This is a genomic window from Brevibacterium antiquum CNRZ 918 (genome assembly GCF_900169145.1).
Lineage (GTDB): Bacteria > Actinomycetota > Actinomycetes > Actinomycetales > Brevibacteriaceae > Brevibacterium > Brevibacterium koreense.
This window is the reverse complement of sequence record NZ_FXZD01000022.1, coordinates 1-16,222: the sequence shown is the minus strand read 5'-3', so window position 1 is coordinate 16,222 and position 16,222 is coordinate 1. Positions and strand designations below refer to the sequence as shown.

At 61.2% G+C, this 16,222-nt stretch carries 11 protein-coding genes; 5 read left to right on the top strand and 6 right to left on the bottom strand.

The window, feature by feature from the left end; genetic code table 11:
- Nucleotides 1-214 precede the first annotated feature (214 nt).
- On the bottom strand, nt 215-853 hold the full coding sequence (locus BANT918_RS17860) for a GNAT family N-acetyltransferase (protein ID WP_267892117.1): 639 nt from the start codon (nt 851-853) through the stop codon (nt 215-217).
- Between the two features lie 150 nt (nt 854-1,003).
- On the opposite strand from BANT918_RS17860, the gene BANT918_RS17855 reads away from it, so the two are divergent.
- The 3 genes from BANT918_RS17855 (at nt 1,004) to BANT918_RS16470 (ending at nt 5,739) form a co-directional block, all read left to right on the top strand.
- Nucleotides 1,004-1,351, top strand: a complete 348-nt coding sequence (locus BANT918_RS17855; RefSeq protein WP_233430559.1) for a hypothetical protein — start codon at nt 1,004-1,006, stop codon at nt 1,349-1,351.
- 602 nt (nt 1,352-1,953) lie between these two features.
- Entirely contained in the window at nt 1,954-3,387 is a 1,434-nt protein-coding gene (locus BANT918_RS16475; protein WP_101621177.1) for a sugar transferase, read from the top strand.
- Between the two features lie 84 nt (nt 3,388-3,471).
- On the top strand, nt 3,472-5,739 hold the full coding sequence (locus BANT918_RS16470) for a helix-turn-helix transcriptional regulator (protein ID WP_167389510.1): 2,268 nt from the start codon (nt 3,472-3,474) through the stop codon (nt 5,737-5,739).
- 23 nt (nt 5,740-5,762) lie between these two features.
- Here the strand turns inward: BANT918_RS16470 and BANT918_RS16465 are convergent, their stop codons facing one another.
- The 4 genes from BANT918_RS16465 to BANT918_RS16450 form a co-directional block, all read right to left on the bottom strand.
- Nucleotides 5,763-7,469, bottom strand: a complete 1,707-nt coding sequence (locus BANT918_RS16465) for an ABC transporter permease (protein ID WP_208618147.1) — start codon at nt 7,467-7,469, stop codon at nt 5,763-5,765.
- Nucleotides 7,466-8,488 carry an ABC transporter ATP-binding protein gene (locus BANT918_RS16460; protein ID WP_101621175.1) on the bottom strand — a complete coding sequence of 341 codons (1,023 nt, stop codon included), beginning with the start codon at nt 8,486-8,488 and terminating at the stop codon, nt 7,466-7,468. Before BANT918_RS16460 ends, BANT918_RS16465 begins: the two co-directional genes overlap by 4 nt.
- Nucleotides 8,485-9,210 (bottom strand): TetR/AcrR family transcriptional regulator, encoded by a 726-nt coding sequence (locus BANT918_RS16455; RefSeq protein WP_101621174.1) that lies wholly within the window; start codon nt 9,208-9,210, stop codon nt 8,485-8,487. Before BANT918_RS16455 ends, BANT918_RS16460 begins: the two co-directional genes overlap by 4 nt.
- Before the next feature lie 389 nt (nt 9,211-9,599).
- Nucleotides 9,600-10,919 carry an MFS transporter gene (locus tag BANT918_RS16450; protein WP_101621173.1) on the bottom strand — a complete coding sequence of 440 codons (1,320 nt, stop codon included), beginning with the start codon at nt 10,917-10,919 and terminating at the stop codon, nt 9,600-9,602.
- A 166-nt stretch (nt 10,920-11,085) separates the two neighbouring features.
- Here BANT918_RS16450 and BANT918_RS16445 point away from each other — a divergent pair, with 166 nt between their 5' ends.
- Nucleotides 11,086-12,969: a BCCT family transporter gene (locus BANT918_RS16445; protein WP_101621172.1), complete on the top strand. Its 1,884-nt coding sequence runs from the start codon at nt 11,086-11,088 to the stop codon at nt 12,967-12,969.
- Nucleotides 12,970-13,228: 259 nt separating this feature from the next.
- Nucleotides 13,229-14,251 (top strand): class II fructose-bisphosphate aldolase, encoded by a 1,023-nt coding sequence (gene fbaA, locus BANT918_RS16440; protein WP_101621171.1) that lies wholly within the window; start codon nt 13,229-13,231, stop codon nt 14,249-14,251.
- Between the two features lie 143 nt (nt 14,252-14,394).
- On the opposite strand, the gene BANT918_RS16435 is transcribed toward fbaA, so the two are convergent.
- On the bottom strand, nt 14,395-15,933 hold the full coding sequence (locus BANT918_RS16435; RefSeq protein ID WP_101621170.1) for an alanine/glycine:cation symporter family protein: 1,539 nt from the start codon (nt 15,931-15,933) through the stop codon (nt 14,395-14,397).
- Between the last annotated feature and the right edge of the window lie 289 nt (nt 15,934-16,222).

Sequence of the window (16,222 nt, the reverse complement as noted above, 5' to 3'; positions counted from 1 at the left end):
GGTAAAGTTGTGCATCAGGGACCTTGGGTCGTGATGGAGTCTTGAACACCTACATCATTGCACCCAGGGTCCCGTTGTCGTTCGAGGTTGCCTCAGCTCTTGAGCACCGCCCTATTTATGAAGAGCCGCTAAAGCGGATCGTCCCGTTAGTTCACGGCCTGGGGCCTTGCCGGAATCTGAGGAGGGGGTATCGGTGCTCATCGCAGTCCTCGCATTACGACGCACCATTGCGAGGTTCGGATGATTTCCTCGACCTGGACTCGCGCCGTTCGTGCACCAGGCGCTCCAGCGACCGCCGTGCCTGTGCGATGCGCGTGGCGGCCGCACCAGCTGGTCCACTGCTGACCGTCAAGGTGCAGGTATCTCTTGATTGGTCGGCGAGACGATTCTTGTATGACTCGCCGCCACGCAGGAGTCGGTATTCTCGAGCGCCGTCCGCAGCCGCGGTCCGCAGTCCGTCCATGAGTAATACCGAACCGACGGAATACTGGTCGAACTCGGGATCGCGGCCGCTCTGCCAGGACGAGTGAACCCCCGCGAACCGCAACCCCAGCAGTGCTGCTGCGGGGCGACCGTTGAGCTCCATGACCGTCAGGCGCAGACGATCTCGGTCAATGCAGTGACGGGCAAATCGACGTGCCAGCGCCGCCTGTTCGCCTTTGGCGAATGGCGCCTCCGCACCCCATCTCAGTCGATGGAGGCGGAAGAGGGTAGTCAGGTCCTCTTCGAGGGTCTCTTGCGTGCTAGTTCGGATCGTCATCTCGAAGTCACGCTCGATGCGATTCCGCTGGTGTCGTATTTCTTTGCGGAAACTTCTGCTTCGGGATGCGAGGAATTCGTCCCATCCGCCCATGCTGAGATCCACAATGGGACTTGGGGTCGTACGGATGAGTCCGCCATCGAGGCGGTCTGTCCACTCGGCCTCTACAGGGGCATCATGCAAGACGAGCACGCCTCGACGCAGATCCCTGCCCAGTTCACTTCGGAGTAGTTCAGCGGCCAGATGACGATCGTCGGGAGCGGCCAGCGGCCCAAGCTCGTCGGCGGGGCCGTGCCCAATCTGGCGAATCAGAGGGACAGCCTTCCCCCGCCGATAGAGCGGGAGGATGCAACGGGGGTCGTCTGCGCGGTCAGTCAGAACCACCATCTCTCCGTGGGGCTGGTAGACGGACCACCACGCTTCCGCGAAGTCACGAGTCTGGAAGATGTTCTGGCTGTGGGCGGCCAGCCGATCCCAGGTATCTGCGTCAGGGCCAATGAACTCCACCATGCCTCCACTTTCGAACATTTCGCCTTTGCAGCGGTGCTGCGTACAGAGAACCTCAGCGCGCTTCTTCTCACCCCTGTGTGATCAACTTCAGATCGGATACTTCTCACTGGGTCGAGCGTGCAATTGTGATCGACACGGCTCATGATTCGAGCGACATTGTGACTATCCGATACTTTTCCTTAATAGTCAAACGACTATTCAGCATAATCGATGATCTGTGCTTCACAGTCTAAGCAAATACGGTCTGTAGTCTCTTCTTTTCGATTTCGTCGGCGAGTGAATTCTGTTCTTGATCAAGGGTTTGCTGACGGCGGTTGCGTTGTAGAGTGCTCGCTAGCGCCACTACCTCACGAAAATTCCGGTCGAGTTCCGCGAAAACAAGGCGATCCACAGTCGCCAATGTGCGAATTGCATGTTTGGTATTCGAGTGGTGCATGCGGTCCACGCAACAGTCTGAGTAGCAGTCTTGGGCATCCTCGAAATTAGCCTCCTATTACTGAGTAGTGACCACCCGTAATAGAGTGTTTGCTCTGTGTAAAGGGCGAAAATGATCCAGTAATGGCCACCTAGTGACAGATTCGCGGAACCGAAATGATCGGAGGTATGCCGAATCCTCATCCATATCCTTTGAGGCCTTGCGCCACTTTGATGCGTATGCCCCGATCAAATCGGAAATCGTTCTTATGACTGCCGAGGCGCTCGATCCAATTTCCATCCTCACTGAAGACACTTCGATTTCCCCTGTCCCGAAGTCTGACGTCACTGCTCCGAGGGCCAGCGTCACCCGCCTCGACGATCGTCGAGGGCAGACAGTCAGAGGCTCAGGCAGCTGGCGCCGCCTGATGACTGCAGTTGCCTTGCAGTCGATTGTCACAGCACTCGCCGTGTCAATCGTGTATTTGCTTACGCTCGGACCTGCGGCCGTGTGGATCCTGGTCTGCTGTATGCTCGACCTCCTTATCGCCACCACCGCTCCGGGTCGGAGTACATGGTCCGTGCGCGTTCCGCTTCTCTCTGCACTTGTCGTCACCGGACTGGTCGCATTCATCGCTGTTTTCACCGCGGCGGATGCCGTTGTTCCAGCAGTGACCATCGCCGACGAGAACCGGTATATCTTCCTGGTTGGGCTGTGGGGGACGGCTTTCGCAACCGCACTTATCCGCGCTGCCGTCCCAGCGGTTCTGCCGAAACATCGCCTACGAGTCGTTGCCGAAGCCAGCGTTCGGCCGGAGCGAGCTGTGAGCGAAGCAGTGATCGATCCTCAATCCCAGACTGACGATGAATTCTTCGTTGCCACAGTCCTCGCGGAGGTGCGGCGCAATGACATCGACCTAGTTGAACTCACCTTCGGAGTTGACGCGGAGACGCTTCGTCAGCTCAGCTGGGCTCTGCGTGACAGAGACGTCGAACTGTACTTCCCAATCGTCAACCTCGGGTTCGACCCCGATCGAGTACGGATCCGGAGTGCGATCGACAGCTCGGGCCTGGTTATCGGGCCCTCTCGTCCGAGACTGCTCGAACGACTGACGAAGCGATTCTTCGATGTCGCGCTCGGCGCCGGTCTGGTCGTCGTGTTCGCCCCGCTGTTGGCGGCCGTAGCGATCGCGATCAAGATCTCCATGCCCGGCCCTGCCTTCTACACTCAGACTCGAATCGGACTCGACGGCAAACCATTCCAAATCATCAAGTTCCGATCGATGGTGGTCGACGCCGATGCCCAGCTGAAAGAACTTCTGAAAACACAGGGCACAGGTTCCCAGCCTTTGTTCAAGGTTCAGTCTGACCCTCGCGTCACGCGCCTCGGCCACGTTTTGCGTCGGTCTTCCATAGACGAACTGCCGCAGTTGTTCAACGTCGTCGGCGGGTCGATGAGTCTCGTGGGACCTCGTCCCCAGCGCGACGAAGAGGTGGCTCTGTATCACAGTACCGACCATCACCGCCTCGGTGTGCGCCCCGGTATGACAGGTCTGTGGCAGGTCAGTGGTCGTTCGGATCTCGAATGGGATGAGGCCAGAGAATTCGACCTCTACTATGCGCACAACTGGAGTCTGAAGAACGATCTCAAAATTCTGCTGCGGACCTTCGCCGCTGTCGGACGAGCTGCGGGTGCGCGATGACTCAGGTTGTGCTTCGGTATCATTCAGCGGGATGCGGCGTGGTTGTTTCCACCGTGCGGCCTCCAGCCCATTGCTCGGATGCCTGTGCCTGGTGAAAAGGCACAGCGCCCTGAGCGGGCCCGAGACCCTGAAGAACTGAGCAGACTGCTAGCCACCGCGGACTCGGCATTTGATGATCCCGAAGAGGCGATGTATGGCTTTGATGGACCCCTGACGGCTGTCAAACTGTACGACGCCAGTGGTGGCTTCGTAAGCCTCGCGAGAGCCGCCACAGATATCGCAGAGTCGACTGGTCTGGTCGACGATGTCGGTTCGACCAGCTTCGCCGACTTCGTGGCTGCTCGGACCTCGATGCCTGAGGTTGGATTGGCGGAGGACGATCAGCAGGCCGCAGCGGTGCTGTCACATCTGTTCTCATCATTCACGAAGTCGACGGCGTTGTTGGCGCTCTCGTCCCTGCGCACCGAATCTGTTGGGCTCACCGTTGTCCGCGATCCCGAGGGGGCATTGATGAGACTCCAGATGGCCGGCGTCCTCGCCCGGAGCGCGGCAGAAACCGGGGGGAAACGCCTTCGCGTCCCGACTCTGCTGGCAGGCAAACTGCGGCAGTTGGCGAGCGGCGGTACAGCGAACGCTCACCTGGTTTCCGATCTCGTCTCTGCGCTGGTCGGCCATATCGAATGGTCGCAGTTCGTCGAGGAATCTATTCTGGCCGATGCACTGACTCTGGCCAGGCGAAATGGACAATGGCATGCATTGGGCAAACTTTACAGGTCGCTCGGCCTCGTCGTTCTGCTCCGGGCTCCACAAGCTGCATGTTCGGCATACGCGGGCTTGCCGAAGGTGGCTGTTGAGTGCGAGGCCGACCTCGAACTGCTTACCCAGCTCACTGACCATCTTCAGATGCAACTGCGAGAAGTGGTCGTGACTCGCGAGTCGATGAGACGTGTACTCGTGGAACAAACCGGTCCCGACCGGCTGTCGGAACTTTTGGCCGCACGCGTTGTGGCTTCGGTGTCAGTGTCGGAGAAAAATGGGCGCCCGGTCGCCGAAGTGGGGTACCACCAGATGGTCCGCCAACTGCTGGCCCTGGCGCAGTCAGGGCGGCACACAGAAGCAGCGTCACTGGGAACCGCATGGGCGAACCGGTCGTCCACGGGACAATCACGGCAGGTGGTCCGCCTGCTTGCTGCAGTTTCGGAGTACCATTCCTCGCAACCGCGCAATGCACTGGCGATGCTTCGCGAGATCGAAGAGGAAGCCTTTCGTGACTATGTCGATGGTGACTTCCTCCTTCCCGCGACCCTCTCATGGTCGGCGCTGATCGCTGCTGCCACTGGGGACGTCGACAGCGCTGACGAATATCTCCTGCGAGCGGGCTCGGACTTCGAACAGGCCTCCATCGTCGATGAACTCGTCAGTCCGCCGTTACATGTTGCCTCCGCGTTGAGAGCAGTTGACCGACTGGATTTGGACAGCGCAAGGAAGGAACTGGACAAGCTTGACGACTATCCAGAACTTCATTCGCTGGAAGCGTACCCTGCAGCCATTCGCCGACTCCTCGCCATCCTGTCCGAAAAGATGGAGTCGGGCCTCCTTCACTTGAACGATGAAGTTGAGAGGTTCCGGGGAGCGAAGGTCTTGTCGGCCGAGGGTGGGTCATTGCTCATCATCAGCCGTAGTCTCGTGTTCATCAGCCTCGGCCAGCTCAAATTGGCCGAAGTCGAAATCCGAGAACTGCCGGACACGTCCGACGCGAAGATCGTTCTGACCGCTCGTCTCGAATTGGTCGCTGGTCGCTGTGAACGTGTAATCGCGCTCGCGGACAAATGGTTCTACCATCAGCCCCTGCGGCCGCGCAGTCGAGCCGATATGGCTGCGATCAAGGCTGCAGCATTGCTGCGGTCAGGACGAGAGAGAGAAGCGGAAGCAGAATTCCAAACTGCGATCAGGCTTGCGGCCCTAGTGCGTTCGCTTCTGCCCATCGCCATGATCCCACAACAGGATAGGAACGCATTGATCGATGCGACGATCGACGATGAGGCCTGGAACGAGGCGTTAGATTCCACCCGCGACCATTTTCGGACAAAGAACGAAATGGTGGGCCGGTTGCGTGAGATCGGATCGATAGCCGTCGCCGAAGCGTCTCTGCCGCAACTCTCAGGAGCGGAAGGACAGCTCCTCAAACTGCTCGATCAGGGTCTATCGATCTCTCAGATGTCAAGAGAACTGAGCCAGGTCACGGGAACGGTGAAGAACCGCCTGTCGGCTCTATACCGAAAGTTCGACGTATCGAGTCGCGAAGAACTGCTCGTCAGGGCTCGATCGCTCGGGTTCCTCTCGCTTCACTGAGGCGTGAGGCACCCGAGGTCCGCTCACACCGTGGTGAGATCCCGCCGTCGGAACCCGATCACGCCCAGCGCCAGAAGAACCGCGGTGGCCACAGTCAGGGCCACGACCGCACCTGCCGACAGATCCTGGGCCGGATACTGCCCGATGTGAACGAACACGGAGGTATCGAGGACAGCATCGTCGAGGTCCATCATATGTCCGAACAGGGCCATGCCGGCGCCGTAGACGAAGACGATCCAGGTCAGGCCCTGCAGCCTCGGTGCGGCGCCGTAGAGTGCAAGGGCGAGTCCGAGCAGAGCCCACACAGATGCCGTCTGTGCGACGTGACCGAGGACCGCCGGTCCCAGCAACGACCAATCACCGGTCGATGCGGCCGCACCCAGCCCCTCGGCGACTCCGGCCAGGGCCATTAACCAGAGTGAGCCCAGCATCGTCACGAGCGTCCACGACATCACCCACCGGCCGCGCCCCACGGCCGTGGCGAGCACGGGTTCGGTTCGCAGCCCCGTCTCCTCGGCCCGCAGGCCCGAGCTGGCAATGATTGCGTAGGCGGCGACGATCATGGCGAAGTAGAGGGCCATGTAGCCCATGTAGCCGTCGACGATTCCGCGTGGGCCGCCCATGAGATCGAGGATCTCCGGCGGCATCCCAGCCGCACCGTCGCGCATGGTTCCGGTGAAGGACCCGAAGACCAGCGCCATGGCGAAGACCCCGATCGACCACCAGAACAGACTCGAACGCTGCAGCCGGAGTGCCAGTCCCGTACTTGTCGACAGCGCAGCTGAGGCGTGGGCCCGGCCGAGACGGTCGGCGAAGATTCCTGCGGACAGGTCACGGCGGGACTGCAGGAGCAGGCTCACGGGGATGAGGATGACGATGACAACCACCGACAACAGCAGCGGAGTCCATCGGTCGAGCGTGTACGGGGCAGTCTGCTGCGACCAGCCCAGAGGGGAGAGCCAGGAGAGCCACTTCAGGTCGCCTCCCGAAACGGCCGACATGTCACCGAGGCCGCGGACGACGAACGCCGCCGCCAGCACAGCACCGGCCATGCCAGACGCTGCCCGAGCGAACGAGCTCAGTTGCACGGTGACACCCGTGATCGCTGCGAACACGCAGCCTGCCGCGGAGATGCTCGCACCGAAGAGGAGGGCGGAGGAGAAGGGGTCAGGGTTAGCCTCGGAGAAGAAGAATGTCAGGGTCATGAACAAGCCTGCGAAGAGGTTCATGACCAAGGTGAGAGCGAGCGCGGCGAGAAGCTGCGTATGGCGGCCGGTGACGTTCGCCCGAAGCAGCTCCGCCCGCCCGGTCTGTTCCTCGGCTCGAGTATGCCGAGTCATCGTGGTGATCGACATCAGCGCGGCACCGAGCATGAGGAAGATCCCATACATGCCTACGACGAAACGGGGGATCGTGATCTCGTCCATTCCATAACCCGGGCCGGTGATCAGGCCCATCACGGGATTCTTCGCGAACACCACCATCGACGCCAGGGTGTCTTCGTCCATGATCACTGCGATCGCATTGGCGAAGTAGGCGGTGAGGGCGGCGAGGCTGAGGATCCAGATGGGCGCTCGCCACCTGTCTCGTCTGCCCATGAGCCGCAGCAGGGTCCATAGTCCTGTCATCTCGGAGCCGGCGCGGTCTTTCGAATGACCGCCCTGGACGGGTTGGGCCAACCGGGCATCATTGCGGCGGGGGAGGCCGCCGGCACTCGCCAGCAGAGTCATGATCTCTCCTGGGTGAGGAGCCCCTTGCCGGAAGCTGAGTGGCGTCTCGCGGAGCCGCTGCGACCGGGAGCACCGGGAGCACCGGCAGAGTTGCCGTAGTGACGCAGCAGAAGCTGCTCGAGCGTCGGCGGAGTCGCTGTCAGCGCTCGGATGTCGTGCTCGCCGAGAGTACGCATAATGGCGGGAAGCTCGGCGGTGTCAGCGCTGAAGTGCAGCCGCGCTCCCTCACGGACCAGGTCGTGGACTCCGCGCATGTTCTTCAGCTGTGGAATGTTAGATTCCACTTCGACGGTGACAGTTGTCCTGGAGAGGTGGCGCAGGTCCGACAGGGCCCCGGATTCGACGATTCGTCCCGATCTGATGATCGAGACACGGTCGGCCAGTGCCTCCACCTGGGCGAGGATGTGGCTGGAAAGCAGCACCGTGCGTCCTTCTGCCTGTGCCTCTCTGATGCACTGTTGGAAGACGGCCTCCATGAGCGGGTCGAGTCCGGCGGTCGGCTCGTCGAGCAGCAGAAGGTCGACGTGTGAGGCCAGTGCCGAGATCAGCGCGACTTTCTGCCGATTGCCCTTCGAGTATGTCCGCCCTTTCTTGCGAGGGTCGAGGTCGAAGCGCTCGATGAGCTCGTCCCGTCTGCGTGTGTCGACTCCGCCGCGCAGACGTGCGAACAGATCGATCGCCTCGCCGCCGGTCAGGCTCGGCCAGAGCTCGACATCACCGGGAACGTAGGCGAGCCTGCGATGCAGTGACACCGCTTTCGCCCATGGGTCCTGCCCGAGCAGGTCGATGCGACCCGAATTATGTTTGAGGATTCCCAACAGGATTCTGATGGCCGTGGATTTGCCTGCGCCGTTCGGACCCAGGAAGCCGTGGACCTCGCCGCGGGCGACGTCGAGAGACAGACCATCGAGTGCACGCACTCGGCCATAGCTCTTGACCACGTCCCTCATGGAGATGGCCATGGAGCTGGTGTCGGCAACCGCCGAGGTGGACGGTGGGGTGTTCGTCGTTGTGGTCATGGCTGATCGCCTCCTGATGGATCGGTGGGGTTGGGGGCCGCGTCGTCGGGGATCGCGCTGTCGGGGATCGCCTCGAAGATACCGTTGAGGTAGAGGTCGAGCAGGTGGGGTGCGAGCCGAGTCATCGTCTCCGCTGTTCCATTCGTGCCCAGAGAGGTCTGCAGCCGGTGGCTGAGCATCGACGGTGCCAGTGCCAGCGTTGCGATAGTCGCCGCTTGCCCCCGAATATCCTCGCTCTGCCGAAACGTGTATCCGGCGAAGCCATGGGCGATGTAGTCCTCGACGAGACCGATGTAGTGCTCGAAATGGCGCTGACCGTGTTCTCTTGGATCCAGCAGAGACTTCATGAGGTAGTCGATGTTCGTCGCCATGCTCGGATCGTTGAAGAACATCTGCATGACGCGAGCGGAGTATTCGACATTCGCGGCTTGGGCCTCGGCGATGGCGTCGAAGACGTGGTTGTCGCAGACGGTGCGCAGCTTCTCCTTCGAGCCGAAGTGGTGAATGACGAGCCCCGGAGAGACTCCCGCAGCCGAGGCGATGCTGCGGATCGTCGACTTCGTGAACCCATGTGTGGCGAACTCCGAAATTGCAGCAGTGCGAATCCGGTCCGCGGTCTCCGGAGAGGCATTGGGAGAACGAACCGGCTTTGCCTCTGCCGGTTCGGGGTTCTGCGCCGCTGTCGGCTTCTTCGAGTTCACTTCCTCATGTGCTGAATGCATGTTTAATATTAAACGCGTGTTCAGTCATGGGGTCAATGGGGCGAGTGGATTCCTTCGGAGCGAGCAGACGGGGAGTCGCCCCGGCGGTCGATGATGCGAACACGACGAGAAGCGCCGGGAGTTGTCCAGCCAGTTCGAGCAGGACTGGTTGCCGCCGAGGATTTCAATGTCGATGGGTCGATGCCCGACGGCAGCGGTGTCTTCGCTTTCAGCGGTATCGCCGGTGGGACGTGAGTCACCTGCGAATCGACTTTCGACTCTGTCGAGAGACTCAGCACGAGAATAAGAAACGGTTGGCAAGTTCTCTTCGATCTGAGACTCAATCATCGAAGACAACTTGCCAACCGTTGGCGCAGCGGCGGTGCAGGCTCCAGCGGCGGCGGTACGCCTCAGCGCTCGGTCTGTGCCTGCATCGACTTCGCCGGGGCATCGGGTTTGACCGGGATGATGAGGAGTAGGCCGATGAACAGCACCAAGAGGATCCCCAGCGTGCCCGCCCGCTGGAAGCCGAGGATCGAGATCGAAACAGCGAACATCGCCGGTCCCAGGAAGCTCACCGCACGACCGGTCGTGGCGTAGAGCCCGAAGTTCTCTCCGGCGCGTTCGGGCGGAGTGATCCTGGCCAGGAAGGACCTGCTCGAGGCCTGTACCGGCCCGACGCAGAAGCTGAGCACAAGAGCGCAGATCCAGAACACTGCAGGATTGTCGCTGAAGAGGATCGGCATGCCGCCGAGGAGAATGATGATGAGCCCGGTGATGATGACCGGCTTCGGACCGAGCCTGTCATCGAAGTATCCGGCGATCATGGCCCCAGTGCCGGCCGCGATGTTGGCGGCCACGCCCAAGATGATGATCTCTGAGGGAGAGAACCCGTAGCTGCCAGCGGCCAGTACTCCCGCGAAGGCGAAGATCGCGGCCAGTCCGTCGCGGAATACCGCCGAGGCGATGAAGAACCGCAGTGTTTGGTGCTCTTCCCTCCACATCCGCACGAGGCGACGCACCAGGGCCCCATAATCAGAGATGAACGCCCTGATCGGATGCCCCGAGGACGGAGCCGAAGCCTTTGCGCTTGGTGCGGTGAACAGCACCGGCAGGGCGAAGATCGCGAACCAGACCGCAGACAGGACAGCGACGACCCGGAACCTCATACCGCCCTCATCCCCGGCGCCGAAGAGCCCCACCTCGGGTTGGATGACGAGGACAAGGAGGAGGACGAGGAGAACGAGACCGCCGGCGTAGCCCATGCCCCAGCCGAAGCCGGAGACCTTCCCGACGTTGTCAGCTTGGCTGATTCGAACCATGATGCCGTTGTAGGACACCTCGGCGAATTCGAAGAACACGCTGCCCATGGCGATGAGAAGAAGGCCCAGCCACAGGTATTCAGGGGAGTCTCGGACGAAGAAGAGTCCGAACATCGTGAGAATGACGATTCCGGTGTGGACTCCCAGCCACATCTTGTGCCGACCGCCGGAGTCGGCCCGGGTGCCCGCTGCCGGTGCCACCAGGGCGATGATGAGCCCAGCTGCGGCCATCGACCAGCCGAGCGCCGAGGAGCCGGATTCCTCTGTCGCTGCCACACTCTTCGTCAGATACGGGGCGAAGACGAAGGTGATGATGACGGCGTTGAACGATGCCGATCCCCAGTCCCACAGGGCCCAACTCAGAATTCGGAAACGTGCCCCCGCCGGCGATATCGGATTCGTCTGCATGACGCCACTGTAGATGAACCATCGTCGATGCAGGCGCCGGTGACCACGCCGACCGACGCCGATTTCGTAGTGATTGTCCCGACAATCTCCTGGGAATAGCTTGATAGCATCGGTAGATTGGGGCAGAGTGGGTAGGCCTTCACGTCCGCACGATCCGAAAGGCCTCATGGATAACTCCGACGATAGGGAGAACGTTGGGGCGGGAGAGACGTCCGCACCAACGCCGAAAAACGATATTGACAACCCTCATCTGCTGATCGAATCGCCCGAACCGATCCGGTTGCATCTGCCCAACGACGTGTCGCTGGCAGATGCCGACACCGATGATGAGATCACTGCGAAGCTGAAGGCACAGGGTGTGCGCCTCGGCAAGGGGCTCGTCGCTCCGGCCGTCTTCTGGCCCGCGCTGATCACGATTCTGGCGGTCGCACTGTTGGCGATGTTCCTGCCTGACGGCACCAATAAGGTGCTCACCAGCATCAACAGCTGGATTGTCGCGGACCTCGGCTGGTACTACATGCTGGTCATCGGCGGATTCGTCATCTTCTCGATCGTGATCGGGTTCTCGAAATTCGGAAAGATCAGACTCAGTCGTGACGATGAGAAGCCCGAATTCGGCGTCTTCTCCTGGTTTGCCATGCTCTTTGCCGCGGGCATGGGCATCGGCCTGGTCTTCTACGGCGTTGGCGAGCCACTGTCGTATGCGACTTCGGACCCTAAGCCAGGGTGGACGGGTGACGAGCCCGAGATTGCCAGACTGGCAATGGCGCAGACCTTCATCCACTGGGGGCTGCATCCCTGGGCGATCTACGCCGTGATCGGTCTGGCCTTGGCCTATGCAATCCACCGTCGTGGACGTCCGGTTTCCATCCGCTGGGCGCTCGAGCCGCTGCTTGGTCATCGGGTCAAAGGCTGGATGGGCGATGTCATCGATATCCTCGCCATCTTCGGCACGGTATTCGGCATCGCGACATCACTGGGCCTGGGCGTCCAGCAGATCTCGTCAGGGCTCAAAGAGATCGGGCTGGTCGGCGAATACGACAACACGCTCCTCGTCATCCTCATCGTCATCATCACGTTCCTCGCGACTCTGTCCGTCATCTCGGGCGTCGGCGCAGGAATCAAGTGGCTCTCGAACATCAACCTGTCGTTGGCGGGACTGCTCCTCATCGCTGTGCTGTTGCTGGGGCCCACGCTGTTCCTGTTCCAGAACCTCGTCGAATCCTTCGGCGTCTACCTCGCGAACTTCTTCAATATGACCTTCGACGTCGGTGCCTACACCGGCGAAGAAGGTGCGACCTGGGCCTCGAACTGGACGATCTTCTACTGGGGCTGGTGGATCTCCTGGGCGCCTTTCGTCGGCGTGTTCATCGCACGCATCTCAAAAGGCCGGACCGTTCGTGAGTTCATCGCCGGTGTCCTGCTCGTACCGACAGTCGTCGGGTTCATCTGGTTCGCCGCACTGGGCGGCACGGGCATCTACCGGGAGCTCTTCGGCGACGGCGGCCTCGTCGATCCCGAAGAAGGTGTCGTCGCGGAGAAGGTTCTCTTCGATGTGCTCGGCTCGCTTCCAATGGGCGGCATCCTTTCTGCTGTGGCGATCATCCTGGTCGCGATCTTCTTCATCACCTCCTCGGACTCCGGTTCGCTGGTCGTCGACATGCTGGCCTCCGGTGGACATCCGAACCCTCCGGTGTGGTCGCGCATCCTGTGGGCCGCGCTCGAAGGTGCGCTGGCGATCGGACTGCTCGTTGCGGGTGGACTCGGTGCGCTGCAGGCGGCCTCGTTGGCCACTGCTCTGCCCTTCAGCATCATTTTGATACTCATTGCGATCGCCACCGTGAGGGCATTCCAGATCGAAGCCAAGCGGACCAGAGAGATCGAAACCGGCCAGCGCTACCACGAGGTCGGTGAGCATATCGCTGATGACTTCGATGAGTACCTCGGCGATAAGGTCGATGCTCGCATCGACTACCGGCTGTCACGCACCAAGGGTGTGTTGAGCAGAGGGTCGAAGGAGGACCGCAGGCCCAGAGGCACTCGTCAGTAGGCGACTGCCCAGATAGGGTGACTGCCCGCTGAGGGCATTGCCCATGTCAGGGCATGCCCGCAGCGGCACGGTCAACACACCAGAGGCGACCCGGGTTCTTCCCGGGTCGCCTCTGGTGTCTGCAGCACCCACGCCGTCGGGGCCTGCTCCGAGTGAAAGTTCCGTGTACACCCCGATGTCTGCTTCTGCCGCCGACGGTCAGACCGAGTAACCTGGGAGCAACAGAAAGCGCATCACCACGAACGACCTAGGAGCCCACATGCCCATCGCAAGCCCCGAAGTGTATGCCGAGATGATCAACCGGGCGAAGTCCGAGGGCTTCGCCTATCCTGCGATCAACTGCACCTCATCCCAGACGATCAATGCCGCCATCAGGGGCTTCGCCGAGGCCGGGTCCGACGGCATCGTGCAGATCTCAACTGGTGGTGCCGAGTACATCTCGGGTCCGACAATCAAGGACCGTGTCCGCGGTGCGGTTGCGTTCTCGGTCTTCGCCGCCGAGGTGGCCAAGAGCTACGACGTCAACATCGCCCTGCACACGGACCATGCCCCGAAGAAGGAGGTCGAGGAATGGGTGAAGCCGCTGCTGGCCCTGTCGACCGAACGCGTGAAGAACGGCGGTGAGCCCTACTTCCAGTCACATATGTGGGATGGTTCCGCTGTTCCGCTGGGGGAGAACCTTGTCCTCGCCGAGGAGCTGCTGGAGCTCTCTGCGGCTGCACACTCGGTCCTCGAGATCGAGGTCGGCGTCGTCGGCGGCGAAGAGGACGGCGTCGAGAACGAGATCAACGACAAGCTCTACACCTCGGTCGCCGATGGTCTGGCCACGGTCAGGGCCCTGGGCACCGGAGAGAAGGGCCGCTACCTCACAGCCCTGACCTTCGGCAACGTCCACGGCGTCTACAAGCCAGGCAATGTGAAGCTGCGTCCCTCGCTTCTCGGTGAGATCCAAACCGATGTCGGTGCCGAGGTGGGCAAGGACAAGCCCTTCGATCTGGTCTTCCACGGCGGCTCGGGTTCGAGCACGGAAGAGATCGGCGAGGCGGTCCGCCACGGAGTGGTGAAGATGAACATCGACACGGACACTCAGTACGCCTTCACCCGGCCGGTGGTCGAGCACATGTTCCGCAATTACGACAGTGTGCTCAAGATCGACGGTGAGGTCGGAGACAAGAAGCTCTACGATCCGCGTTCCTATGGCAAGGCCGGCGAAGCGGCGATGGCTGCCCGGGTTGGTCAGGCGTGTGAGAACCTCGGTTCAGCCGGCACCAGCCTGAAGTAAGAGACACGGGCTCCGGAGGCGGCAGCACGAGCTCCGGCTGCTGACCGGTCCACGGACGAATACGAACCGACGGCACGAAGCCCGGGACACCATTGTCCCGGGCTTCGTTGTCTATTCACTTGTGTGTCGACGAGTGTCGAGCCTCAGCCCTTCCGGACTTCGGCGCCGGTCTCGAGGCGAGAGGCACGCACCTCCCAGAAGTCGGCATTGCGGATGTTGAGATCCTTCGGAACGAAGACGGGGTCCAGTCCCAGCTTCTGTTGGCGTTCGAAGTCGCGCAGGAGTTTGAACGCCGGCTGCTGCAGGAGCAGAATCGCGATGATGTTCAGCCAGGCCATGAGTCCGACCCCGATGTCACCGAGAGCCCATACGCTGCCAGAGGCGGAGGTCGCTCCGACAGCCACAGCGACGAGGATCAGAAGCTGCAGGACGCGTTTGCCGACAGCCAGGACCATCGGGTTCTTGACCCTGCCCAGCATGTGCACCAGGTTGGTCTCCGCCATGTAGTAGTAGGCGACGATCGTTGTCAGTGCGAAGAGGAAGATCGAGATCGCGATGAATCCGGCGCCGAAGCCCGACATCATCGAGTCCAGGCCCGCTTGGGGCCACTTCTCGCCTGGGGTGGCGGCGACCGACTCGACCATCTGGCCGCGACCGCTGCCGATGATCGTCTCACCGTCGGCATCGAAGACCTTGTACATGCCGGTCGAGAGGATCATGAATGCGGTTGCCGAGCAGACGAACAGGGTATCGATATAGACCGATCCGGCCTGGACGAGTCCCTGCTTGGAGGGATGTGAGACTTCTGCAGCTGCGGCGGCGTGAGGTCCGGTGCCCTGTCCGGCCTCATTCGAGTAGATGCCGCGCTGGACACCCCACTGGATGGCCATACCGAGGATTCCGCCGAAGGCGGCCTCTGGGCCGGCATCGATGCCGAATGCAGACGAGAACACGAGTTCGATCACCGGAATGATCTGATCCGCGTTGATGATGGTGACCGCGATTGCGGCGATGATGTAGATGACGGCCATGAAGGGAACCGCGAGTGAGGCGAAGTGGGCGATGCGCTTGATGCCGCCGACGATGATGAAGCCCATGATGATGACGAGGGCGATGGCAGTGGTCCAGGTCGGGACGTTCCAGGCGTTCTCGACCGCACCGGAAATGGCGTTGGACTGGATTCCGGGAAGCATGAAGCTCATGGCCATGACGGTGACGAAGGCGAACACCATGCCGTAGACCTTGAACAGGCCCTTCGCCTTTGTGTGACGGTAGGCCTTCTCGATGTAGAAGGCAGGTCCGCCACGGTATTCGCCCGATTTGGGGTCCTGTTCCTTGAAGACCTGGCCGAGGGTCGATTCGACATAGGAGGTGGAGGAGCCGAGGAGGGCAGAGATCCACATCCAGACGATGGCGCCCGGGCCGCCGAAGCCGATCGCGGTCGCAACGCCGGCGATGTTGCCGACACCCACGCGCCCGGCCAGGGAGATCGCCAGCGCCTGGAACGAGGACACGCCCTCGTTCGAACTCTTGCCACGGAACATCTGGGTGAAGATCGCTTTGATCTGCCTGATCTGCACAGCGCGGGAGCGGATCGTGAAATAGACCCCGGCTCCCAGGCACAGATAGACAAGGGCTGAGGACCAGATGATGTTGTTGAGCCAGTCGAGGACTGCGGACATGCTTCTCCTAACAGGGAGGCAAATGATGGGATCAAACACTGAACGGTGAGAACACTTGTATGGGCGAACACGGAAAGGAGCATGAGTCTTCGCTGTGATCGACCTCATAAGTCAAACGGATTGTGACCCGCGACGCAAATTCATGGGCTCCGGCCCGAGAAGGGTCAAGTCCCTTTTCGTGGTGTTCTTCGGTAGTTCCTTTAACTTGGTATTAAGCAGCGGGGTCGGGCTACGAATCACGCGGTCAGTGGCATCACCACCCCGACCGGGTCGACCTCGGCCTGCCCAT

Bases quoted from the DNA above. Each gene is read 5' to 3' on its own strand.
- BANT918_RS16445 (WP_101621172.1), top strand. From the start codon at position 11,086: ATGGATAACTCCGACGATAGGGAGAACGTTGGGGCGGGAGAGACGTCC.
- BANT918_RS17855 (WP_233430559.1), top strand. From the start codon at position 1,004: ATGACGATCGTCGGGAGCGGCCAGCGGCCCAAGCTCGTCGGCGGGGCC.
- fbaA (WP_101621171.1), top strand. From the start codon at position 13,229: ATGCCCATCGCAAGCCCCGAAGTGTATGCCGAGATGATCAACCGGGCG.
- BANT918_RS16475 (WP_101621177.1), top strand. From the start codon at position 1,954: ATGACTGCCGAGGCGCTCGATCCAATTTCCATCCTCACTGAAGACACT.
- BANT918_RS16450 (WP_101621173.1), bottom strand. From the start codon at position 10,919: ATGCAGACGAATCCGATATCGCCGGCGGGGGCACGTTTCCGAATTCTG.
- BANT918_RS16460 (WP_101621175.1), bottom strand. From the start codon at position 8,488: ATGACCACAACGACGAACACCCCACCGTCCACCTCGGCGGTTGCCGAC.
- BANT918_RS16435 (WP_101621170.1), bottom strand. From the start codon at position 15,933: ATGTCCGCAGTCCTCGACTGGCTCAACAACATCATCTGGTCCTCAGCC.
- BANT918_RS16465 (WP_208618147.1), bottom strand. From the start codon at position 7,469: ATGACTCTGCTGGCGAGTGCCGGCGGCCTCCCCCGCCGCAATGATGCC.
- BANT918_RS16455 (WP_101621174.1), bottom strand. From the start codon at position 9,210: ATGCATTCAGCACATGAGGAAGTGAACTCGAAGAAGCCGACAGCGGCG.
- BANT918_RS17860 (WP_267892117.1), bottom strand. From the start codon at position 853: ATGGGCGGATGGGACGAATTCCTCGCATCCCGAAGCAGAAGTTTCCGC.